Here is a 23,250-nt window from a genome sequence, read left to right as displayed (position 1 = left end):
CCATTATCTTACTCAATATTTTGAACTTGTTCTCTTATTTTTTCCAACTCACTCTTTACCTCTATAACCAAACGATTAATCTCCAGATCGTTTGCCTTTGAAGCAATTGTATTGATTTCTCTGTTCATTTCCTGAATTAAGAAATCAAGCTTGCGTCCGACAGCTTCATTTGTGTCAAAACAAGCATAAACCTGACTCAAATGACTGTCTAATCGGACAGTCTCTTCCGTAATATTGGAGCGTTCGGCAAACAACGCCGCTTCCGCTGCAAGACGTTCCGGATCCAACCCGCCGTCATTTAGAAAATCATTAAGGCGTGTTTCTAATCTTGTCCGGTAATCCTCTGCGACATAAGGCGCTCTTTCTCTTATTCTAACATTATAGCCAGCTATTTGTCCTACTCTTTTCCCAATATCCTTAGCCAGTTGTTCTCCTTCTGTCACTCTCATTTTTATCAAATCTTCAAGGGCGATTTCCACTGCTTCCCGTATAGCGGGCCACCATTCTTCTATATTTTCGGGGGCTTCTTCCAATACCATCACACCAGGCAGCACTGTAAGGTGCTTTAGCTTGATTTCGCCCTCGACACCAAGCTCTTCCTGCAGTTCTTTCATTGCCTTATAATACGCCGCTGCCAGGTCTTTGTCAACTTTGACTAAGGCAGTTGTACCTTCAGCGCTTTTCTCTATTCCTAAAAAACAGTCAATTCGTCCGCGAGCCACCTGCGACTGGATAAATCGTTTAATTTGCTCTTCCATGGACATAAGCGAGCGCGGCATCCTTAAAACCACTTCACAAAAGCGGTGGTTTACCGCTTTCAACTCAACGCTGAATCTTTTTCCAAACGCGTTTACCTCTCCACGCCCATATCCAGTCATGCTTTTTAACAAATCCCCACCACCCGGTTTTAAAACTATTTTTAACAATTATTTATTATTATCTATTCTGTAAAAATTATTTTGTCAAGGAATGGGGTGTTATTCGCGCTTGGTAAAAGAAATTCCTTCAGAATCAAAAAAATATCTTGGTAAATTATCATCATGTTCAAGTCACTTAGAGCAAGCATTGACAAAAAAAAGCGCATTTTATGCGCTTTACACTTCACTCTAAATGATCCCGGAGCTTATTCTAATTCACCGAACAACCAGTTAATCCGGTCCAAACCTTCTTTCAAACTATCCATGGATATGGCGTATGACAGCCGTATATAATCATCGTTTCCAAAAGCCAATCCAGGTACTACTGCTACTTGAGTTCCATCAAGCAGGACAGCGGCCAAATCGCTCGCGCTATTAATAGTTTTTCCTTTATACGACTTGCCGAAGCAGGTCTTAACGTTGGGGAACAGGTAAAAAGCGCCGCCTGCCTTGGAACAAGTTACACCAGGAATACCCCGTAGCCGCTCCAGCGCATAATCTCTCCGCCTGGTATATTCAACCACCATCCTGCTGACTGGTTCCTGATCACCGGTAAGCGCGACAGTGCTGGCCGCCTGCGCGATTGAGGTGGGATTCGAGGTGGAGTGACTCTGCAGATCGGTCATCGCCCCCGCTACAGAAGCTGTTGCGGCCGCATAACCGATTCGCCAGCCAGTCATCGCATAGGCTTTGGAAACGCCGTTGATTATTACTGTCCGCTCTTTTAGTTCCTGCGCAAGAGTCGCTATGCTGACATGCCGGATACCGTCGTAAATCAACTTCTCATATATTTCATCGGAAATTATGGTAATATCATATTTAACGATAACCTCTCCAAGAGCTTTAAGCTCTGTTTCAGAATAAACAGCGCCTGTAGGATTACTGGGGGAATTCAATATTAATAATTTGGTGCGTGAATTAATTGCCGATGCCAACTCCGCCGGCGCTAATTTAAAATCGTTATCTTCCCTCGTTTCTACGATCCTTGCTTCAGCTCCGGCGAGTTTTATTTGTTCCAAATAGCTCACCCAGTACGGAGATGGTAAAATCACTTCATCTCCCGGTTGCACAAGAACCTGCATAGCGTTGTAAAGAGAATGTTTTGCGCCTGCGGACACGACAATCTGGGCCGGCTTATAGTCCAGGCCCTGGTCAATCTTAAATTTTTGGCAAATAGCTTCTCTTAATTCATTTGTCCCTGCCACAGGCGTGTATTTAGTCATACCGCCCCACATGGCGGCAACAGCGGCTTCTTTAATATGAGCAGGCGTGTCAAAATCCGGTTCGCCTGCTCCGAAACCAATAACATTAATACCGCGAGCTTTCATTTCCTTTGCCTTAGCATCTATGGCCAAAGTCGGGGATGGACTGATCATTTGCGCCCTGCTGGATAATCTCATATTGCTCCTCCTTGCTCAACACCGAACCAAGTCGTCATTACACTTAATTAGACAAGAACGTGTAATTAAACGCATAATTCCCATATACAGCTTATTCAATTTTAGCCATAATGCTATTTAGGTGCAATACTATATTAATATGTATACATTATTATTGCAAAAACCTAACAAATACTTCCATAATCAAACCATTACTCACCAATTAACCGGAAGAAACGGATTCTATCTGCCATAAAAGCTAATAAAAAATATTAAAACATATGGGATAAAAATGACAATAAGTGAGTAGTATAGCTTCTTCCTTTTTTTAACTCTTTTTTCATCCAGCATAATTTCAACTGAGGGGTACAAATCAATCATATATTCAAATAACTTTGTGGTAAGGGTTATCGCTAATAATAACCATATAAATATATATATCAATGAGTTAACTAAGAATATTATTATATAATTATCAATTGAATCAAAGAGGTTTTGATCAAAAAAGATCATACAGACCTTTAACAAAGAAAAAATAGAACCAGCAAGCACAACGCTGAATATCAGTTCCAAGAAGAAACTCATTTCATACCAATTTTTTCTCTTATTGTAACAATAATTAATAGTGCTATCGAATAATGACGCGACTTCACTAACCCATTCTGAATTGATTCCTCTTATTTCATATCTATTATCATAAGTATTAACAATTCCACTGTGTTCTCTAATAACAAATAATATTTTTCTTCTTAAACTTGCGCATTCAAATTTAATTCTTATCGCATTAACGGATATCTTTAATTTACTTAATAATTCCAACCAGTTGCTGCCACTTGTTGACAATGTCCTATCTCCCGTAGTAACAGAAAATGATAAGTTCACGTACTTAGCAAATATATCGTCCAGGTCGGAATTATTTGTAAAATCCTCGAACTGTTTTATTTTATCAACTATTTCCTTTTTCCAATCTTGTCCGTCTTGCCAATCCTGTTCATCTTCCGGTTGGCTTTTTTCAACAAAGTATTTTTCATAGATGTTTTTTAAATCTTCTACAGCTCTTTTCTTTTCTCCCATAAATATTTTCAGCAAAGCATTAATGCTTTCCAGCCTAAAGGTGCAGAATGAAATATTAAATTCAATTTTTTCCATATTCCTCACCTGCTTTTCATAAAACATTTATTTAGCATTTAAAATCGGGTATTCCCCGATAAAAACCTCTTCCGCGGGGCCGGTCATATACAAATGGTTGTCTGCCGCCCATTCAATAAAAAGAGCACCGGTTTTCATGTGAACAGATAATTGACGTTTGGTATAACCATTGATTACCCCAGCCACTGCCGCGGCACAAGCGCCTGTGCCGCAAGCCATGGTCTCACCGGCTCCTCTTTCCCAGACTCTCATCTTCACCTGATCATGATTGATTACCTGAACAAATTCCACATTTGTTTTTAAAGTAAATAAATGGTGTTTCTCCAGCAAAGGACCGGCTACGTGCAAAGGGATCTGTTCCACATCAGGCGCAAAAATGACGCAATGCGGGTTACCCATGGAAACAGCGGTTATGTTGTAAAGCACGCCGCCTGCTTCCAACGGCTCGTCTACAACCCTTCCGGGCGGTCCTGCCATGGGTATTTCTGAGCGCTGCAACCGGGGCTCGCCCATATCCACCCGGATCAAACTTACCCGTCCGTTTTCAATGATCAGTTCCGGAACCATAATCCCGGCCAGAGTTTCCACTTTTATTTTATTCTTACTCACTATGCCGTGCTCGTAAAGGTACTTGGCGGCACAACGGAGCACATTCCCGCACGTTTCAGCTTCGCTTCCATCCGCATTAAAAACGCGCATTTTTATGTCAGCCACTTCCGAAGAAAAAAGCGGCACCAGACCATCAGCTCCAACTCCAAAATGGCGGTCACAAGCCTTCACGGCAATGCCGGGAAACTCCTCCGGATGGAAATTTTCTTCCATGCAATTCACTAAAATAAAATCATTGCCAAGACCCTGTACTTTTGTAAAACGCAATATTTATTCCTCCAAATTTGATATTTATTATTTTACCCTAATCGCACCCGCAGGTACATTATTTTTTTCTCAATTTTACCAAAAATATGTCGATATAAGGAACCAAAGACGGCAGGTATCATAGAAACAGACAAAACATAAGCCCATTGCAGACAGTTCAGACGTACGACATGGAAGTATGATTGCGCGAATGGCGCGCAATTCATCGCTACCTGTAACGCGCACGATATTAACACTGAACCGGTTAAATAGAGATTGACAAAAACACTCTCACGCAGACTGGCACGCGATTCATAATGACAGGCGATAATGAAAAACGACTGGGAAAAAACCAGCGTATTGAAGGACATGGTGCGGGCCAGTAACGTGTCTCCCGTGGCATACCCCGTGATAAACGCCAGCATTGTAGTCAAACAAATAACCGCCCCGCCGCTAATAATCCGCCAGGCCAGTTTTCCGTCAAGAATGCCGTTCCTTAATTGACGGGGCGGTTGCCTCATGATCTCGCGCTCGTTGGGACCCAATCCCCAAGCCATTGCCGGGAGACCATTGCTTATGACGTTAACCCACAAGAGCTGAGCTGGTATCAGAGGTAAAGGCAGACCTGCCAGCAAAGCGAGAAACGTGGTGAATACTTCTCCTGCGTTGCAGGAAAGAAGAAAACATATCGATCTGCGGATATTGTTATAGATACCACGTCCTTCCTCAACCGCCGCGGCGACACCGCCAAAATGCTCTTCCTCGAGGTGCATGGCGGAAACATCCTTGAGCATGCCGGTACCGGAATAATCCATAGCGATCCCTATATCCGCCTCACTGACCGCTTGGACATCTGCCAATCCTCTTCCAGTCACCGCCACTACGTGTCCCAACTGTCTCAATACTCTTACTATGCGCAGCTTTTGCTTCGGCGCAACCCTGGCGCATACAGTAACTTGATCGATATATGACCGCAACTGCTCATCGGACATACGATCCAGCTCACTACCGGTAAGGACATTTTCCTCCTTACTAATAATTCCCATTTTTATTGCTTGCGCATGCGCGGTGAACCGTTGGTCACCGTTAATCAACATTACTTTAATACCGGCCCGGTGGCAAGTTCGTACCGTTTTTGCCGCTGCCGGTTTAACCGGAGCAAGCATCCCGGTTAAACCGAGGAAAATCAATTGCTGTTCAATTACCTCTGCAGTAAAATCCACGGTACCGGCGGGAATCTGCTTATAAGCAAAAGCCAGCACCCGAAGCGCTTCTTTAGCCATTGAGGTATTATAAGCCATGATCTCCCCCTTGTCCCGGGCCGACAGGGGCGCTATTTTTCCGTTAAGGTAAATATGAGTACAATGTTCCAGCAGCACTTCCGGCGCTCCTTTTACGTAAACCGCCATAGTTCCGGAAGGCTCCCGGTATACCACAGACATCCGTTTGCGCTCGGGTCCGAACGGCAGTTCGGCCACCCGCTGTTCATCCAATTCCAATCTTTCCCGCCAAAATCCAGCTTTAGCGGCCATCACAAGAAGCGCCCCTTCTGTGGCGTCTCCCGTTATCGACCATTTCTTGCTTGACCGGCCTCCTGTCAGGCCTCGAAAAAGACCTGTGATATTAATACTGCCGCGTTTTAAAACCGCATTGTTGCAGAGTGCAGCCGCTTTAACCAATAAGGTAAACCGCATATCCTGCTTGTCCCCTATTCCGGTAAACTCGCCCTTGGGATCATAACCGTCTCCGGTCACCTCAAAAGTATGTCCGCCGACCATAACTTTGCGCACGGTCATTTCGTTCTTTGTAAAGATTTCTGTTCTGTTTAAGCAGAGCATTGTGGTGCAGCCAAGAGTATCAAGCACCGTGAATTTTCGGATAATAGCGCCGCGCTTGATTATTCGCTTCGCACCGGCGGCAAGTATTCCGGCGGGAAGTGTTTGAAGACCGACAGGGACAGCCGCTACAGCCAGGCTTAAAACCGCCAGGCATATCTCGCGGACCTCCTCGCCTTTGAGTATCAACGCGGCCAGCACCATCATACAGGTAAAAAAACAAAAAGCAGACAGACTTTTGCTGAATAACTCCAAACTTCGCTGTGCCGGTGTCTGATCTCGCCCGCCGGCCTGCATCATTCCATTAACATAACCTATCGCGTTTGCCATGCCGGTGTGGACAACAATGCCGCGGCCGTGCCCTTTAACGATCACAGTGTTCATATAGGCCATATTCAGGGTATCTTTCAAGGCCAGTTCTTTGCCGGCGAGAGCTTCTTTTGTTTTACTGACCGGTACTGATTCTCCGGTAAGAATTGATTCATCGACCTCTAATTTGTCAGCCTGCAGCAGGCGAAGGTCTGCCGGAACCAAATCCCCTTCGGCCAAGAGCACGACATCCCCGGGCACCAACTCCGCTGCAGGAAGTTCGCGCTCGTGTCCGCCACGTATTACCCTCGCCGCAGGCATGGTTTTTTGTTTTAACGTACTGAGCAAACGTTGCGCGCGGTGTTCCTGGATGCCGCCAAGAAGCGCCGCCGCCGTTATTATAACAATCAGAGCTGCGGCAATAGTGCATTCAAGAAACAGAACCGACACAGCAGCTGCCGCAAGAAGAGCCAAAAATTCAAAGCTTTTAAATTGTTTAAAAAATAGTTGATGAAATAAAACTTTTGGCGTCCTGAGCAATTGATTTGGACCAAATCTGGATAATCTTTCAGCGGCCTCCAGATCAGACAACCCTTTCTTGGGGTCAGTTTTAAAATGTGCCAAGATCTCTTTCTCGGTCAAGGCATACCATTGGCCGGGCAATACAATCACCCCTTGTCCTTTTTCCTGATTATTCCTAAACATATTCATATCACTTGAAATAAATACCATTATCACACAGCACCAAACAGTTGCAAAACTAATTATTTCTCAATGCACGGCTTTTGTTATAAAATAAAAAACAGACGTTAATCAGCGACAAATTGTTTTGGGAGGGGGAGCTAGGATGCCTTTTGACGGCCTTGTGCTGGCGGCGGTAACAAAAGAACTTGAGGAAAAGCTGGTGGGCGGGCGAGTTGAGAGAATATACCAGCCAAGTAAAGACGAGATCATCCTATTAATGCACCGGCAAGGATTCCGGGGCCGTTTAATTCTATCGGCAAACGCCCAAAACGCGCGTGTCCACCTAACTACTTCAGCCAGGGAAAACCCCGCCAGCCCGCCTCTCTTCTGCATGGTTTTGCGTAAATATCTGGAGGGCGGCCGCGTCATTGGCATTGAGCAGCCAGAACTGGAACGGGTTTTTTTAATGAGAATTGAGTCTAGAGACGAGCTGGGCAACCCTTCACCCAAGCACCTGATCTGTGAAACCATGGGCAAGCACAGCAATATCATCCTGCTTGATCCATTAAATAATTCTATAGTTGACGGTATAAAACGTTATTCACATGCTGTCAGCAGGTACAGAGAAGTTTTACCGGGACGTGAGTACCTGTTTCCGCCGCGTCAAAAAAAATTGAACCCTTATCAGGTTGACGAGGAGCAGTTCCGCCTTGCCTGCCTCAAATTGCCGCTGGAAACCACCCTTCCGGCGCTTCTGCAAAAATGCCTGGGGGGTATGAGCACCGTCACTTGCCGGGAAATTGTTTTTCGCGCCAATCTATCGCCGGACACTATCCTGGACCAGTGCGGCGATTATGAGTTCAGTTCACTGTGGAGAGCATTCCGCGAATTTATCGTGCCGGCCGGCAAGGGTTGTTTTGAGCCATGTCTAACAAGCAGTACGAAAGGAAGATTCGTGGATTTTGCCGCGATTGATTTGGCGCATACCGGGTTAATGAGAAAAAAAGGGGAAATGAACTTCCTGTTAGACCTTTTCTTTTCTGAATATGAAAAAGGGGAAAGAATTCAAAAAGAAAAAAAGATCATCCTAAGCTTGCTTAATAAAGAAATTAACAAGTTGGGGAAAAAGTTGGCGTTGCACACGAAAGGACTGGATGAAACCGCTGAGGCCGGTAAGCTGAAGCTGTACGGAGAATTGCTCACCGCGAATATTTACCGGTTGGAAAAGGGGATCCGGGAGGTGTCTTTAGAAAACTATCACGAAAACGGACCAGAGGTTGTTACCATACCTATTGATCCGCACCGTTCTCCGGCTGAGAATGCTCAGCTTTATTTCAAAAAATACTTGAAGTCCAAAAATACGCGTCTGGCGCTCATGTCACAGATTACCCGGACCCGCGAGTTACTGGAATATGTGGAAGGAGTCAAAACAGCCGTGGAGCAAACCGGCGCAATAGCCGATTTAGAAGAAATAAAACAGGAACTCATCGAACAGGGTTTTATCAAACAGCCGCTTACTTCAAGCGTCAGGAAAAAGAAGATGGAAAAACACAAACCGGTATTTTTATCTTTTCTTTCTTCAGAGGGTTTTCAGTTATTTGCAGGAAAAAACAACAGACAAAATGACTTTTTGACCTTGAAATTTGCGCGGGAGAATGACCTGTGGCTGCACACGAAAGACATTCCGGGCGCCCATGTGATTATCCGGACAGAGGGCAAGGAAGTACCCCAAACAACGTTGATGGAAGCGGCAAGTTTAGCGGCATTTTTTAGCAAAGCGCGGGAATCGGGTAATGTTCCTGTCGACTATACCAGAATAAAATATGTCAGTAAACCTAAAAACGCGCGGCCGGGAATGGTTGTTTATGAGCGACAAAAAACGATAATGGGCGCACCTGACGGGGAGTTGGTTGAGAGGCTCATTATCGTTAATAATAAGGAAGATTGATTAAGTTACTGATCAAATATTTCTGCTCCCCGGCTTTACCGCCGCGCCCCCTTTTTTGCATAACGGACATTCCTCCGGCGCATAGGATAATACCTCGGTTACCAGGAGCGCTTCAGTTTTTACGCCCAGGTCCAACGTTCCGTTGCTCCGGTCCACCAGCACTCCGGCGCCGGCGACCTCACCGCCCAGCTCCCGGACAACTTCGATTACTTCACGCACAGACCCGCCGGTGGTAATTACATCTTCCACAACCAGTACTTTTTCACCGGGTTTAATAGAAAAACCTCTCCTTAATTTCATGACGCCGTTTTCCCGTTCGGCGAACATACTGCGGACTCCAAGTGCCCGTGCCACTTCGTAGGACACAATGATCCCGCCCATGGCCGGACCAACGACCGCCGCAATCTTCTCGCCGGCAAACCGCCCGGCCAATTCCCGGCAAAGATATTCAGTATAACCGGGATGCTGCAAAACCATGGCGCATTGAAAGTACCTGTCGCTGTGACGACCCGAAGTCAGCAGGAAGTGGCCGTTGAGCATAGCTCCGGTTTCAAGAAATATTGACTGAACTTCATTCATTGTAAGCATCAATACACCTCTTTCTTAGGTATTCAGGAGTCGGAATTCAGAATATCTCGCGATAATAAATCATTTTCCTCATTCTTACTCCTATCTCCTAATTTCTATTTTCTATCTTTTGGCTTCTATCTTCTAACTTCTGATTTCTTCTATCTCTTTCAGAATAGCCCTGGCCGCCTGCGCCGGATCGGGAGACGCGGTAACCGGCCTTCCCACCACCAGGTAAGTGGCGCCCTGCCGCACAGCTTCACCGGGAGTCATGATCCTTTTCTGGTCGTTTGCCATTACTCCCGCCGGCCGCACGCCGGGAGTAATAATAACAAAATCATTTCCGCACGCTTTCCTGATCGCCGTAATTTCATGAGGCGAAGCGACCACACCGTCCAGTCCGGCTTCATTAGCCATCTTCGCCCATAAAACGACTCGCTCTTGAATAGAACCGGGAACCCCCATCTCATTGTTGAACACTTGCTGGTCGATGCTTGTAAGAACAGTAACCGCGACCACCAAGGGGCGATTTATCCCGATCTTGACGGCTTCATCCCGCGCAGCTTTGACGGCTTCCCTCATCATCGCCATCCCCCCGGCTGCGTGCACATTGAGGATCGAGACCCCGTGCCTGGTGAGTACCCGGGCGGCTCCTGCCACGGTGTTCGGTATATCGTGCAGCTTTAGGTCAATAAAAACCGGAAAGTTTTTTTCTTTGAGAATGCGAATTGCTTCCGGACCTTCACAATTGTAAAGCTGCATGCCCACCTTAAAAGCACCGACATAAGGGCCTAACTTATTCGCCAAAATAGATGCTTCCTTAATTGTATCAACATCTAGAGCAATAATCAGTGGATTTTTAATTAATGACACTGTTTTACCTCCAAAATTAATACGGACGTTCTCATTGTATCAAATAATACTTTTTATGGTTTGTCAAACATAATATGGCTAAGTTGTTATTTACATCTTACATATTTGTTAATTTTATGTTATAATATTTTTTACTAATAGTAAGGATTACATTTCCTGACTGAATGGCATTATATCACAAATAATATAACGCCGTAAGGGGGTTTATCCATGGAATCTGCTACTGGTCAAAACAATAGCGAGAAAAACAACTTGGGTAAAGTATGGGTAAAAGAAGGGAAAATATTCGTAAAGAACCCTGGTGAAAACGGAAAATTACCTACGCTCACTCCATGTAACGGCATAGAACTTTTGATTAACGGAACAAAAATTGAAGAAAAAACTACCGTTAGTGAAAAAGATATCATCGAATTAAAAACTGAAACAAGAGAAGAAGAAAAGGGAATGTATCAGTTAAAGATTTCCTCCAGCGGTTTGGAGGCCGTGCTTGAAATGAAGACAAGTATTATTAACCGTCAATATGTGCAGGATAACGAACCTGTAAACGACTTAATGTTGAGACTATCCAGCGAGAGTGAAGAAGTTTGTCCTTTCACCCTGGCTGATATAATGCAGGAGATTTCGAAAAAAAATATTAATTACGGGGTAAAGCACAATGTTGTCCACGACTTACTGGCAAAACCGGAAAGCGGAACGTATGTCATAGCCGAAGGCGATCCTCCAGGAACTACAGTAGATGAAAAAGTTGAACTAACTTTTCAGAAAAAATCAGACGGTGAAAAAGCTGATCAAAAGATTGATGATAGTAAAGTAAATTTTCGCGATATGGTTGAAATACTTTCAGTTGATCCGGGCACGCTGCTGGCGGTTAAACATCCGGGAGTCCAGGGAACCATAGGAAAAAAGGTCACAGGCGACATCATCGCCCCGGCCAAACCCCAGGTTTGGGAATTCTCCGCCGGCAAAGGAGCGGAAGTCACTTCCGACGGCAGCAAGGTAACAGCTAAGATTAGCGGTAGTCCTGTGGTAAAGAGACTTGGCAACAAATATATAATTGATGTTAACCCTGTGCTGCAAAAAAGAGGTGATGTTGATATCTCATCCGGCAATATCCGTTTCAAAGGCGACGTAGTAATACAAGGCACTGTCCGTGAGGGCATGTCCGTGCAGGCATCGGGCAAAGTCGACATTCACGGTATGGTTTACGAGGCTAACATCAGCGCCCTGGATGGAATTAGTGTAAAACAAAATCTTACCGGCAGCAACCTGGTAGCCGGGGGAAATAACACATTTTACCATAATTTTTTTAAAATACTTAACCCTATTCATTCCGACTTGACTGAAATTTGCAAACTGCTTCCCGGACTTGCCCAGCACCCGCAGTTGAAGGGTGTTAAAACCGGCCAGTTAGTCCAGGTTTTAATTGACAAGAAATACTCCCGTGTTCCCAACCTAATTAACGAGTTGTTCAAATTTACCGGTGACAACTCATTAGGTCTGCCTCAAGAAATAACAGAACTAATGGTGGATATCGGCAGGTATCTCAGGGGTTTAAATTTATTGAAAATTGAGTCGCCTGATTGTTTGCAAAGCATCCTCCAAAAAATGGACGCGGCGCATGAGGTCATAAATAGTATGGCTCAGAAAAAAGCCGGTGTCTCTTTCGCGTATGCCGTAAACAGTAAAATCGAGGCTTCCGGGGATGTAAAAGTAAGTGGCCGCGGTTGCATTAATACCTCTATTCGCGCCGGCGGTAATGTAAACGTTGTCGGCGTGTTCCGCGGCGGTGAAATAACAGCCGGGGGCGACGTTATTATCAACGAAGCAGGCTCCGAGTTGGGCGCTAAAACGCTGATCAGGACGGATGAAAAAAGAAAAGTCTACATTAATAAAGCCAATGAAGGTGTACGCATTCAAATTGGCGATCGCCAAATCAGCTTCCCCTCGATGCAGAGCAATATCAAAGCAGAGTTAAATAAAGACGGCGCGATGTCCGTTTCAAAAAATAAGCGCATTGCCAAATAGAAATAGAATTATCTATTGACATGCTGCTTAATTTTTTATAAGCTTAGTAAGGATAAACACCTTGAAATCGGTCCCGTGAGACCGGTAAGGATTCATAGAAATGGTTAAATGAGGCCAACTATGCCTGCTTACCGGTTGTGAGCAGGTTTTTTACTGCAGTTTACCGCCCGGCAAGTTGATTGTGCCGGCATGTGTTAGAGTTCATTATAAAACACCGGAGGTTTGGCATGATCAAAGAGAAAGCGCAGATCCTGGACAAAGAAGGGATCCGCCGCTCTTTAACCCGCATCGCCCATGAAATAATTGAGCGCAACAAGGGTATAGATAACCTGGTTTTGATTGGTATCCGCCGCAGGGGGGCTCCTTTGGCAGAGCGTCTCGCCGAAAGGATCAAGGAGATCGAAGGGTGTACGACACCGGTTGGCATTCTGGATATCACTCTTTACCGCGATGACCTGACTACTCTAGCCCATCAACCTCTGGTCAGATCAACGGAAATCCCCTTCCCTGTTTCCGGTAAAAAAGTGATCCTGGTGGATGACGTCATCTTTACAGGCCGCACCATAAGAGCCGCCCTTGACGCGGTGATGGATCTGGGACGACCTAAAGTAATTCAACTAGCTGTTCTTGTTGACAGAGGCCACCGCGAATTGCCTATCAGATCCGACTATATCGGTAAAAATGTACCAACTTCCAGCAAAGAATCAGTATTAGTACGTTTAACCGAGATAGACGGTGAGGACAAAGTGGTAATATTCGAGCCTCCTGGCTAAATTAAAAATCAGGTCGTCAATCTGACGACTATCCGGCTCCATCCTAATAAAGTACGGTCCTGTGAGGCCGGAAAGGGAACAGGTTCCGGAAAGCTTCCCTTTTTAAGGCCCCAACCCGGTAATAAACCAGACAGGGGTCTTTATTTTTGAGCTTAGGAGGTAAGACAAAAAAATGGGACTCAGTGGCAAAGATTTACTTGGCCTGCAGTTTGTTCCGGTTGAGGAAATAAAATTAATTCTGAATACTGCCGTGCCGATGAAAGAGATAATCAAAAGACAAATTAAAAAAGTGCCTACCCTGCGTGGCCGTTCCGTAGTTACTGTTTTCTACGAGGCCAGCACTCGCACCAGGGTCTCCTTTGAACTGGCGGCCAAGTACTTGAGTGCGGACACCGTTAATATTGCCGCAGGCACCAGCAGTGTCAGCAAGGGAGAAGGGCTAAAAGACACCGCCCGTACCATCGCCGCCATGGGTGCGGATGTGGTGGTGCTCCGACATCCGATGGCCGGCGCGGCTGATATGCTTGCCCGGACAATTGGCGCCCCGGTGATTAATGCCGGAGACGGTGCCCATGAACACCCCTCCCAGGCTCTGCTGGATCTGTTCACGGTGCGAGAGAAAAAGGGCCGTTTGGAAGGGCTGAAAGTAGCAATCATCGGTGATATATTGCATAGCCGGGTAGCCCGCTCCGATATCTGGGGTTTCACCAAAATGGGAGCCGAGGTAAGATTGTCGGGGCCGGCTACACTGCTCCCACAGGAAACAGAAAGAATGGGTGCGATAACTTGCGCCAGTATTGAGGAAGCTCTGACCGGCGCTGATGTAATCAATATTCTTCGGATTCAAAAGGAAAGGCAGCAACAGGGATTATTCCCCGGGCTGCGCGAATACAGCCAGCTTTTTGGGATAAATAAAGAGCGTCTCAAACTAGCCGCGCCGGACGCGCTGGTGATGCACCCAGGTCCGATGAACCGCGGCGTGGAAATTGCCCCGGAGGTGGCGGACGGAGTTCAGTCCGTTATTAATGAACAAGTAACTAACGGGGTGGCGGTGCGCATGGCCTTGCTTTACCTACTGACGGGAGGTGGTAACCAGCATGAAATTACTCATTAAAGGCGGAACGGTAATCGACCCTGCCGCAGGAAAAGTTGTCGAAAAGGACATTTTGCTCGCTGACGGCAAGATCGCTGAAACAGGAACTGATTTGAGCGCCGGCGGCGTTGAAGTGCTGGATGCGGGCGGCAAGCTGGTGGCGCCGGGTTTGATTGACATGCATGTGCACTTGCGCGAGCCTGGATTTGAAGCCAAAGAAACCATTTTCAGCGGCACCCGCGCCGCAGCCCGCGGAGGCTTTACCACTGTGGCCTGCATGCCCAATACCAATCCGGTGGCCGATAACGCCGCGATCATTGCATATATAAAAGATAGAGCACGTGCCAAGGGAGCTGTAAATGCTTTTCCTATAGGCGCTATTACCAGAGAAAGCAAAGGCGAGGAACTGGCTGAAATGGGTGATATGAAGGAAGCCGGCGCGGTAGCGTTCTCCGATGACGGGATGCCCGTGATGAACGCCGGATTGCTGCGCAGGGCCATGCAGTATGCCCGGATGCTGGGTCTGACAATAATTTCCCATTGTGAAGACAAAAATCTCTCCGCCGGCGGGGCGATGCATGAGGGATATATGTCCACCGTACTTGGCTTAAAAGGCATCACGTCTTCCGCGGAAGACGTGATGGTGGCCAGGGACATTCTGCTGGCTGAAGAAACCGGTTGCCGCCTGCACATCGCTCACGTCAGCACTGCCGGGTCCGTCCGGCTGATCCGCGCGGCCAAAGCCAGAGGCGTCAAAGTTACCGCCGAGGTCACGCCTCACCACTTCAGCCTGACCGCCGAGGCAGTGGCCGGTTACGATACATCCACTAAAGTTAACCCGCCGTTGCGCACTGCCGCCGATGTGGCCGCGGTAAAGGAAGGGCTGGCCGACGGGACTATCGACGTTATTGCCACCGACCATGCTCCACACACTGTCGAGGAGAAAGATGTTGAATATGAACTCGCTCCCTTTGGTCTGGTGGGTCTGGAAACAGCGGTAGGCTTGGTTTGGACCGAACTTGTCGCTACCGGCGCGCTAACGCCTTTACAGGCAATAACTAAGCTGACCATAAACCCGGCCTCAATACTAGGACTCTCCAAAGGCACATTAATGACCTGCGCCGACGCCGACATTACCATTATTGACCCGGAGATTTCCTGGACAGTAGAACCGGCGCAGTTTGCCGGCAAAGGCCGGAACACCCCTTTCACCGGTCGCCTTTTAAAGGGCCTGCCCTATGCAACGATAGTGAGCGGCCGGATAGTAATGCGTGATGGAATCATTAAATAACCATAATTAAAAAGTTAAATAATCTTTCTTTTAAATATATGCCCCAAATATTGCGGAGGTGTTATTATGCAAGCAGTACTGGCCCTGGAAGACGGCACCGTTTTTACCGGCGAGGCTTTTGGCGCGACAGGTGAAAGATGGGGAGAAGTAGTTTTCAATACCGGGATGACCGGCTACCAGGAGGTGCTCACCGACCCTTCCTATTGCGGCCAAATCGTTGTGATGACCTACCCCTTAATCGGCAACTACGGCATCATGAAAGAGGACTTTGAGTCAAAAAAGTCATACGTCCGCGGCTTTGTCGTGCGGGAGGAGTGCGAGCGGCCCAGCAATTGGAGACTTTCCGAAATTATTGACAGTTTTTTAAAAAAAGAAAATGTGATTGGCATAGCTGGTATTGATACCCGGGCTCTAACCAGACGTCTCCGCAGTTTTGGCACCATGCGCGGCATCATCAGCACCGGCGTTGCCGATGTGCAGTCACTTGTGGAGCAGGCGCGCATCTGTCCTCATCTCACCGGCCAGGATCTGGTCCCAACTGTGGCCACCACGGAAATTTATACCCTGCGGGGTGACGGCCACCGCGTTGTCTTGATGGATTTCGGCGCGAAGCTGAATATTATTCGCTGTCTTCAGGAGCGCAATTGCGAAGTGGCAGTTGTGCCCCCAAATACAACAGCCGCCGACATTCTGGCCTTGCACCCGGCCGGGGTGATGCTCTCCAACGGTCCCGGCGACCCTACCGACGTGCCTTACGCGATTGAAACGGTACGCGAATTAATCGGCAAACTTCCCGTTTTTGGCATTTGTCTCGGCCACCAGATTCTGGGCCTTGCTTTGGGTGCCAAGACCTATAAAATGAAGTTCGGCCACCGGGGAGCCAATCACCCGGTGAAGGATCTGGAAACCGGACGGGTTTACATTTCCTCGCATAATCATGGATTCTCAGTTGATGAGGAATCAATGAAAGGGCTGGACATTGTCGTCTCCCACCGCAATCTGAACGACGGCACGGTGGAAGGTCTGAAGCACAAATATCTGCCGGTTTTTTCCGTGCAATACCACCCCGAAGCCTCACCCGGACCAAGGGACTCGGAATATATCTTCGAACAATTCCTGGCTATGATGGATAAGGGGGCGAGGTAACATGCCGCTTAAAAAAGGCATCAACAAAGTAATGGTTATCGGCTCCGGTCCCATTATTATCGGTCAGGCTGCCGAGTTTGACTACGCCGGCACCCAGGCCTGCCGTTCCTTGCGGGATGAAGGAGTGGAAGTGGTTCTGGTCAACTCCAACCCGGCCACGATCATGACAGACGCCAACATGGCTGACCGGGTTTATATCGAGCCCTTGACGCCTGAATTTGTGGCCAGAGTGATCCGGCAGGAGAAACCGGACGGCCTGCTTCCCACCCTGGGCGGGCAGGTAGGCTTGAACATGGCCTTGCAACTCGCGGAAAACGGTGTTCTGGCCAAAGAAGGAGTGCAGCTTCTGGGCACCTCTCTGGAAGCAATCAAGCGCGCCGAAGACCGGGAATTATTTAAGGAAATGATGCAGACAATCGGGGAACCTATTCCCGAAAGCATAATTGTATCAACGCTGGAAGAAGCTGAGAACTTCGCCCGCGAAATCGGGCTGCCTTTAATCGTGCGCCCGGCCTATACTCTCGGCGGCACCGGCGGCGGTATCGCATACACTATGGATGAGCTGCGCAACATCACCACCAGAGGTTTAAAATACAGCATCATTGACCAGGTGCTGATTGAGCGTTGCGTGGTAGGCTGGAAGGAATTGGAGTACGAGGTGATGCGGGACAGCGCCAATAACTGCATCACCATCTGCAACATGGAAAACATAGATCCGATGGGTATCCATACCGGAGACAGCATTGTGGTGGCACCCTCCCAAACCCTGAGTGACAAAGAATACCAGCTGTTAAGAACGGCATCGCTGAAGATTATCCGCGCTCTGGGTATTGAAGGCGGCTGCAATGTGCAATTTGCCCTGGACCCCGCCAGTTTTCAATATTACGTAATCGAGGTCAACCCCAGGGTTTCCCGTTCTTCAGCCCTGGCTTCCAAGGCTACCGGCTACCCGATTGCCAAAGTAGCGGCTAAAATTGCCCTGGGCTTGACCCTGGACGAGATTAAAAACGCAGTTACCGGTAAGACCTATGCTTGTTTTGAACCGGCATTGGACTATGTGGTTATCAAATACCCCCGCTGGCCGTTTGACAAGTTTGCCCTGGCCGACCGGGAATTGGGCACTCAGATGAAGGCCACCGGAGAGGTGATGGCGATCAACCGTACTTTTGAAGGCGCGCTTTTAAAGGCCGTCCGCTCTTTGGAAATCGGGCTGGATTATTTGAAACTGCCTGGAGCGGAATTATTAAGTTCCGAGGAGCTTGAAGCCAAACTGGCCTGCGCGGAAGATGAACGTCTTTTCCTTGTCGCCGAAGCTTTACGCCGGGGCTTGACCATTGAACGGGTTCATGAAATTACCAAGATAGACCGCTTTTTTCTTGATAAAATCCAGGGTATCCTGCAGCTTGAAAATGATATTTGCCGCACATCTGCAGACGGCATATCCCCTGCCCTGCTGGAACAAGCCAAGAAATTTGGCTTTTCCGACGCCCACTTGGCCAAGCTGACCGGACTGGATCAATGTGAAATAAGAGCCAGACGCAAAGAAAACGGGATTTTGCCCACTTTTAAAATGGTGGATACCTGCGCCGCCGAATTTGAAGCTGAAACGCCCTATTATTATTCTTCATACGATCAAGAAGATGAATCCCAGGCCACATCCCGGCGCAAGGTTATGGTGCTGGGCTCCGGCCCGATCCGGATCGGACAGGGTATCGAGTTTGACTACTGCTCGGTGCACTCTGTCTGGGCGCTGCGGGAAGAAGGATTTGAAGCGATTATTGTCAATAATAACCCCGAAACAGTGAGTACTGATTTCGACACCGCCGACAGGCTCTACTTTGAGCCTTTGGTCACGGAGAATATTTTAAACATCTTGGACCGGGAAAAACCTGAGGGAGTGATTGTGCAGTTCGGCGGACAAACAGCCATAAACCTGGCCAAACCTCTTGAAAACGCCGGAATCAAGATACTGGGAACTACTGTGGAAGATATTGACCGGGCCGAAGACCGCGAACGGTTCGACAGCCTGCTGATTGAGTTGGGTATACCCAAACCGCCCGGCCGCACTGCTTTTTCGGTGGATGAAGCAGTCATAATCGCTTCCGAGATCGGGTTCCCGGTGCTGGTGCGACCCTCTTATGTCCTGGGCGGCCGGGCCATGGAGATTGTTTACAACAATGACGAGCTGTTGAATTACATGGCCACAGCGGTCAAGATTACACCCGAGCACCCGGTGCTGGTGGATAAGTACCTCTTTGGCAAGGAACTGGAGGTTGATGCCATTTCCGACGGAGTGGATATTCTGATTCCGGGCATCATGGAGCATATTGAGCGGGCGGGTGTTCATTCCGGCGACAGCACCGCGGTCTATCCGCCACAGACACTGAGTCCAAAGATAAAAGAACAAGTTGTTGATTATACCATCAGACTGGCCCGGGCTTTAAACGTTAAAGGTCTGATAAATGTTCAGTACGTGCTGCATGATGACGGAATTTATGTGCTTGAGGTCAATCCCCGGTCCAGCCGTACTGTGCCATATCTGAGCAAAATTACCGGTATTCCGATGGTAAACCTGGCCACAAAAATTATTATGGGCGGTACTTTAAAGGGAATGGGCTACCACAGCGGGCTCTATCCTGAAAGTAATGTTATCGGGGTGAAAGCTCCAGTTTTCTCCTTTGCCAAGCTGCTCCAGGTGGATATTTCCCTGGGTCCGGAAATGAAGTCTACCGGAGAGGTCATGGGCGTCGACCATGACTTTAAGGTAGCTCTGTTCAAAGCAATGGTCGCGGCCGGGAGCATGTTTCCGAAAAAAGGAACTGTTCTGGTCACCATTGCCGACCGGGATAAAGAAGAAGCCCTGCCGATCATCCAGAGCCTGGTAAACTTGGGCTACCGTATCCTGGGCACTTCCGGAACCGCGGCGCTGCTCAGGGAGGCCGGCCTGCCGGTGGAACAAGTGAAGAAGGTTCATGAGGGTTCCCCGCATATTGTTGACTTGATCCGGGCAAATAAAATCAACCTGGTGATCAACACCTTAACCAAAGGTAAAGCGCCCGAGCGGGACGGCTTCCAAATCCGCCGGGCGGCAGTTGAATACGGTGTTCCCTGCCTGACATCGCTGGATACCACCCGGGCAGTCCTTGATGTGCTAGCGGGAGAAAAGGAAAAAGAACATAACAGACTGGTACCGCTGCAGGAATACATGCAGTAAGAGCGGCTAATGGTTAATAGTTGGTGGTTGTTAGTTAAAATAATCGATTGTGTGAGATACAAAACTTGATTATGGATGTTTATTCCATAATATGTGGTGTGGAGGGAAAAAATTGTCGCCGGTTGCCGACGCGAAAGTTATAAAGCAAAATATGATAGCGCCAGGTCATTTCAGATTATACCTATTTGCGCCGGAAATTGCTGAAGCGGCGAGACCGGGGCAATTCGTGCACGTACGCTGCGGGCATACTTTAGACCCGCTGTTGCGCAGACCGGTCAGCATCCACGCCGTGGATCGGGAAAAGGGCGAGGTTATTCTTTTTTATCGAGTTGCCGGAAGGGGCACCGCCCTTCTATCGAAAAATAATAGCGGTGACACGATCAGCTTGTTGGGGCCGCTCGGTCACGGGTTTTCGATGCCCCAAAGTCACGCGCGGGTTCTCGTTGTGGCCGGCGGCATCGGCATTGCCCCGCTCTATTTTTTTCTGCAGGAAATAGCTGTTTCAGAAATCAGCGCCGATGTCTTTCTGGGAGCGGCCACCCAAAAACAATTATTCTTTATGAATGAAATTAAGGAATCGGGTCACCGGGTTGTTCCTTCCACCGACGACGGTTCAACCGGCTACCATGGAACAGTTGCCGATTTATTTGAGGAATATGTACGGAAGAGCGATAATCAAAACGGCCCGGTCCGGCGCGGCGATGATGCAAAGGTTTACGGCTGCGGCCCTTCCGGAATGCTTAAACGGCTGACAGATATTATTGCCGCAGCCGGCATTCCCGGCGAGGTATCCCTAGAAGAACGGATGGGCTGCGGTGTAGGGGCCTGCCTCTCCTGCGCCTGCAAAGCCCGGGGCGGGAAAAACGGTGTGCAATACCGGCGGGCCTGTGTGGACGGCCCGGTTTTTCCGGCCGGGGAGGTGGTATGGGAATGAGCGGAGTCAAGCCGAATCTGTCCGTAAACGTCGGAGGTATTCTGATGAAAAACCCGGTCACCACCGCTTCGGGAACCTTCGGCTTCGGGCCGGAATACTCGCCTTACCTTGACTTAAACCGTTTGGGCGCCATTGTGGTGAAGGGTATTACCCTGCTGCCGAGAACCGGCAACCCCACCCCCAGGCTTGCGGAAACACCGGCCGGCATCTTGAATTCCATCGGCCTGCAAAATCCCGGCGTGGAGCGTTTCATCTCCGAAGCACTCCCCTTCCTGGCGGATTATGACCTGCCGGTTATTGTCAACATTGCCGGCGACACTGTGGATGATTATGCCCTGCTGGCTGAAAAACTCAGCCGCGCCTCCGGTGTGGGCGGCCTGGAAGTGAACATCTCCTGCCCCAATGTTAAAAAAGGCGGCATGCAGTTCGGCAGTGACCCGGCCATGGCGGCGGAAGTCACCCGCGCGGTGAAGGCAAGCACAGGCCTGCCGGTGATTGTTAAGCTTTCACCTAATGTAACCAGCATCGTGGCGGTGGCCGAAAAAGTGGCGGAAGCGGGAGCAGACGCCCTTTCCATGATTAATACCGTATTGGGTATGGCCATCGACATAAAAAAGAAACGCCCGGTGTTGGGAAACTTGCTGGGAGGGCTCTCCGGCCCGGCAGTCAAACCGGTGGCGGTACGGGCGGTCTGGCAGGTATACCGGGAGGTAAAGCTGCCTATTATCGGCATGGGCGGTATTACGACAGCCGAGGATGCAATTGAGTTTATCCTGGCCGGGGCCACTGCCGTGGCAGTGGGTACCGCCAACTTTGTCAACCCCCGGGCAACCATGGATGTGCTTGAAGGTATAGAGAACTACCTTTGTGAAAACGGCATCGAAAACATCGACGAACTTACCGGCTTGGCCCAAAAATCATGAATAAAGACCGGCGGCATAACAGCTGTCGGCTTATATTTTAAATGGTGCTATAATTATCCATTGCCTGCGAACAAGTGTTTTGGTTATAATATATTGCGCAAACACTTGTTTGGAGTGATGGTTTTGAAGTGCCCTATCCTTCTCATTGACGCAAACTCTTTTTTCGCCTCCTGCCATATCGCTTTAAATCCTGAACTGGCCGATATTCCCGTGGTTGTCGGCGGGGAGGAAAAAAAGCGCCACGGGATCTGTCTGGCGGCCAACTATATAGCAAAACGTCAATACGGCATCAAAACTGGCATGGCGGTACGGGAGGCCCGCGAAAAACTGGGAGACAAAGGCGTGATCGTTTCCCCGCAGCACAGTTTGTACGTTGACTTCTCGGCGCGGATTCTCAGGATCAAGCGCCGGTATTCCCCCCTGGTGGAGCCATTCAGCATCGACGAAAGCTGGGTTGACTTGACCGGCACAGAGTATCTCCATAAAACAGATTCCTCAGAGGAAATAGCCGCGCGTCTTCAAAAGGATATTCAGGAAGAAACGGGCATACCCACCTCCGTTGGGATCGGCCCGAACAAGATTATAAGCAAAATGGCGGCGGAGATTAAAAAACCGCTGGGCATTACCAAAGTTGATCTTCAGGACGTTCCCCGCGTGTTCTGGCCCCTGCCGGTAAAAAAGCTTTTCGGCGTGGGGCGCCGGATGGAAAAAAAACTGTGGCTCCTTAATATACATTCCATCGGAGACCTGGCCAACTATCCGGCCAATATCTTAAAAAAGCGGTTCGGGCTAATCGGGTTAATCTTAAAGAACTCGGCTAACGGCGTGGATTATTCACCGGTCAACCCGGCAAGCCTGGAGGTGGTTAAATCAGCCGGCCACCAAATTACTCTCCCCAAAGATCTGGCCGGGCATGAAAACATCCAGGTGATTATTCACGAACTCTCGGAAATAGTGGGCAGACGGGTGCGTATCGGAGGCTATACCGGCAAAACCGTCGGGCTTACCCTTAAGGATACCGAATTCCAATACCTGCACCGGACTCAATCCATGCCTTATTTCTCTGACTTATCGGAGGACATCTACAGTACCGCCGTTGTACTTCTGCACCGGCACTGGCCGCACTGGAAGCCGGTGAGAATGGTAGGTCTCACTCTTTCCCACTTGATTAAAAATTCAGAAGAGCAGTTGGATCTGTTCGGCATCACCGAAAAAAAGAGGAAGCTTACACGCGCTTTGGATAAAATCAAAGACCGCCATGGTGAAACAGCAGTCTTTAAAGCGACATCCCTGACCGGCGTCAGCGTAATGCTCCAGAACAGGTGGGGGGACTGA

The 23,250-nt window shown here is 48.5% G+C and carries 17 protein-coding genes; 10 read left to right on the top strand and 7 right to left on the bottom strand.

Going from position 1 to position 23,250, the window contains the following annotated elements; translation table 11 throughout:
- Positions 1-8: 8 nt before the first annotated feature.
- The 5 genes from L9W92_RS06090 to L9W92_RS06070 form a co-directional block, all read right to left on the bottom strand.
- Entirely contained in the window at positions 9-890 is an 882-nt protein-coding gene (locus tag L9W92_RS06090; protein ID WP_240082850.1) for a YicC/YloC family endoribonuclease, read from the bottom strand.
- A 233-nt stretch (positions 891-1,123) separates the two neighbouring features.
- Positions 1,124-2,317, bottom strand: coding sequence for a pyridoxal phosphate-dependent aminotransferase (locus tag L9W92_RS06085; protein WP_240082849.1), 1,194 nt, complete (start codon positions 2,315-2,317; stop codon positions 1,124-1,126).
- Positions 2,318-2,539: 222 nt separating this feature from the next.
- Positions 2,540-3,445, bottom strand: coding sequence for a hypothetical protein (locus L9W92_RS06080; protein ID WP_240082848.1), 906 nt, complete (start codon positions 3,443-3,445; stop codon positions 2,540-2,542).
- A 27-nt stretch (positions 3,446-3,472) separates the two neighbouring features.
- Positions 3,473-4,321 carry a diaminopimelate epimerase gene (gene dapF / locus L9W92_RS06075; RefSeq protein WP_282442299.1) on the bottom strand — a complete coding sequence of 283 codons (849 nt, stop codon included), beginning with the start codon at positions 4,319-4,321 and terminating at the stop codon, positions 3,473-3,475.
- 32 nt (positions 4,322-4,353) lie between these two features.
- Positions 4,354-7,149 carry a cation-translocating P-type ATPase gene (locus L9W92_RS06070; RefSeq protein ID WP_240082847.1) on the bottom strand — a complete coding sequence of 932 codons (2,796 nt, stop codon included), beginning with the start codon at positions 7,147-7,149 and terminating at the stop codon, positions 4,354-4,356.
- A 142-nt stretch (positions 7,150-7,291) separates the two neighbouring features.
- Here L9W92_RS06070 and L9W92_RS06065 point away from each other — a divergent pair, with 142 nt between their 5' ends.
- A complete protein-coding gene (locus L9W92_RS06065; protein ID WP_240082846.1) occupies positions 7,292-9,076 on the top strand; it encodes an Rqc2 family fibronectin-binding protein in 1,785 nt (594 codons plus the stop codon).
- 12 nt (positions 9,077-9,088) lie between these two features.
- Here the strand turns inward: L9W92_RS06065 and pyrE are convergent, their stop codons facing one another.
- Both pyrE and pyrF read right to left on the bottom strand, forming a co-directional pair.
- Complete coding sequence (gene pyrE / locus L9W92_RS06060) at positions 9,089-9,664, bottom strand: orotate phosphoribosyltransferase (RefSeq protein ID WP_240082845.1); 576 nt, start codon at positions 9,662-9,664, stop codon at positions 9,089-9,091.
- A 123-nt stretch (positions 9,665-9,787) separates the two neighbouring features.
- Positions 9,788-10,516, bottom strand: coding sequence for an orotidine-5'-phosphate decarboxylase (pyrF, locus tag L9W92_RS06055; protein ID WP_240082844.1), 729 nt, complete (start codon positions 10,514-10,516; stop codon positions 9,788-9,790).
- Positions 10,517-10,726: 210 nt separating this feature from the next.
- On the opposite strand from pyrF, the gene L9W92_RS06050 reads away from it, so the two are divergent.
- The 9 genes from L9W92_RS06050 (at position 10,727) to L9W92_RS06010 (ending at position 23,250) form a co-directional block, all read left to right on the top strand.
- Positions 10,727-12,541: a flagellar assembly protein A gene (locus L9W92_RS06050; RefSeq protein WP_240082843.1), complete on the top strand. Its 1,815-nt coding sequence runs from the start codon at positions 10,727-10,729 to the stop codon at positions 12,539-12,541.
- Positions 12,542-12,768: 227 nt separating this feature from the next.
- Positions 12,769-13,314 carry a bifunctional pyr operon transcriptional regulator/uracil phosphoribosyltransferase PyrR gene (gene pyrR / locus L9W92_RS06045; RefSeq protein WP_248285885.1) on the top strand — a complete coding sequence of 182 codons (546 nt, stop codon included), beginning with the start codon at positions 12,769-12,771 and terminating at the stop codon, positions 13,312-13,314.
- 172 nt (positions 13,315-13,486) lie between these two features.
- The gene (locus L9W92_RS06040) at positions 13,487-14,428 is read left to right on the top strand and encodes an aspartate carbamoyltransferase catalytic subunit (protein ID WP_240082842.1); all 942 of its coding nucleotides are present in this window, start codon (positions 13,487-13,489) and stop codon (positions 14,426-14,428) included.
- A complete protein-coding gene (locus L9W92_RS06035; protein WP_240082841.1) occupies positions 14,412-15,698 on the top strand; it encodes a dihydroorotase in 1,287 nt (428 codons plus the stop codon). The genes L9W92_RS06040 and L9W92_RS06035 overlap by 17 nt, the downstream gene beginning before the upstream one ends.
- A 66-nt stretch (positions 15,699-15,764) precedes the next feature.
- On the top strand, positions 15,765-16,844 hold the full coding sequence (gene carA, locus L9W92_RS06030; protein WP_240082840.1) for a glutamine-hydrolyzing carbamoyl-phosphate synthase small subunit: 1,080 nt from the start codon (positions 15,765-15,767) through the stop codon (positions 16,842-16,844).
- 1 nt (position 16,845) lies between these two features.
- A complete protein-coding gene (carB, locus tag L9W92_RS06025) occupies positions 16,846-20,058 on the top strand; it encodes a carbamoyl-phosphate synthase large subunit (protein ID WP_240082839.1) in 3,213 nt (1,070 codons plus the stop codon).
- A 112-nt stretch (positions 20,059-20,170) separates the two neighbouring features.
- Positions 20,171-20,992 (top strand): dihydroorotate dehydrogenase electron transfer subunit, encoded by an 822-nt coding sequence (locus L9W92_RS06020; RefSeq protein ID WP_240082838.1) that lies wholly within the window; start codon positions 20,171-20,173, stop codon positions 20,990-20,992.
- Positions 20,989-21,915, top strand: a complete 927-nt coding sequence (locus L9W92_RS06015) for a dihydroorotate dehydrogenase (protein WP_240082837.1) — start codon at positions 20,989-20,991, stop codon at positions 21,913-21,915. Before L9W92_RS06020 ends, L9W92_RS06015 begins: the two co-directional genes overlap by 4 nt.
- Before the next feature lie 117 nt (positions 21,916-22,032).
- Entirely contained in the window at positions 22,033-23,250 is a 1,218-nt protein-coding gene (locus L9W92_RS06010; protein ID WP_240082949.1) for a DNA polymerase IV, read from the top strand.

The organism is Pelotomaculum terephthalicicum JT (assembly GCF_022410535.1).
GTDB classification, from domain to species: domain Bacteria; phylum Bacillota; class Desulfotomaculia; order Desulfotomaculales; family Pelotomaculaceae; genus Pelotomaculum_D; species Pelotomaculum_D terephthalicicum.
The sequence above is the reverse complement of the archived record's forward strand: the minus strand, read 5'-3'. Positions and strand labels throughout refer to the sequence as shown.

Bases quoted from the DNA above. Each gene is read 5' to 3' on its own strand.
- pyrE (WP_240082845.1), bottom strand. From the start codon at position 9,664: ATGCTTACAATGAATGAAGTTCAGTCAATATTTCTTGAAACCGGAGCT.
- L9W92_RS06010 (WP_240082949.1), top strand. From the start codon at position 22,033: ATGGTTTTGAAGTGCCCTATCCTTCTCATTGACGCAAACTCTTTTTTC.
- L9W92_RS06065 (WP_240082846.1), top strand. From the start codon at position 7,292: ATGCCTTTTGACGGCCTTGTGCTGGCGGCGGTAACAAAAGAACTTGAG.
- L9W92_RS06035 (WP_240082841.1), top strand. From the start codon at position 14,412: ATGAAATTACTCATTAAAGGCGGAACGGTAATCGACCCTGCCGCAGGA.
- L9W92_RS06050 (WP_240082843.1), top strand. From the start codon at position 10,727: ATGGAATCTGCTACTGGTCAAAACAATAGCGAGAAAAACAACTTGGGT.
- L9W92_RS06015 (WP_240082837.1), top strand. From the start codon at position 20,989: ATGAGCGGAGTCAAGCCGAATCTGTCCGTAAACGTCGGAGGTATTCTG.
- L9W92_RS06080 (WP_240082848.1), bottom strand. From the start codon at position 3,445: ATGGAAAAAATTGAATTTAATATTTCATTCTGCACCTTTAGGCTGGAA.
- carB (WP_240082839.1), top strand. From the start codon at position 16,846: ATGCCGCTTAAAAAAGGCATCAACAAAGTAATGGTTATCGGCTCCGGT.
- carA (WP_240082840.1), top strand. From the start codon at position 15,765: ATGCAAGCAGTACTGGCCCTGGAAGACGGCACCGTTTTTACCGGCGAG.
- L9W92_RS06070 (WP_240082847.1), bottom strand. From the start codon at position 7,149: ATGTTTAGGAATAATCAGGAAAAAGGACAAGGGGTGATTGTATTGCCC.
- L9W92_RS06040 (WP_240082842.1), top strand. From the start codon at position 13,487: ATGGGACTCAGTGGCAAAGATTTACTTGGCCTGCAGTTTGTTCCGGTT.
- L9W92_RS06085 (WP_240082849.1), bottom strand. From the start codon at position 2,317: ATGAGATTATCCAGCAGGGCGCAAATGATCAGTCCATCCCCGACTTTG.
- pyrR (WP_248285885.1), top strand. From the start codon at position 12,769: ATGATCAAAGAGAAAGCGCAGATCCTGGACAAAGAAGGGATCCGCCGC.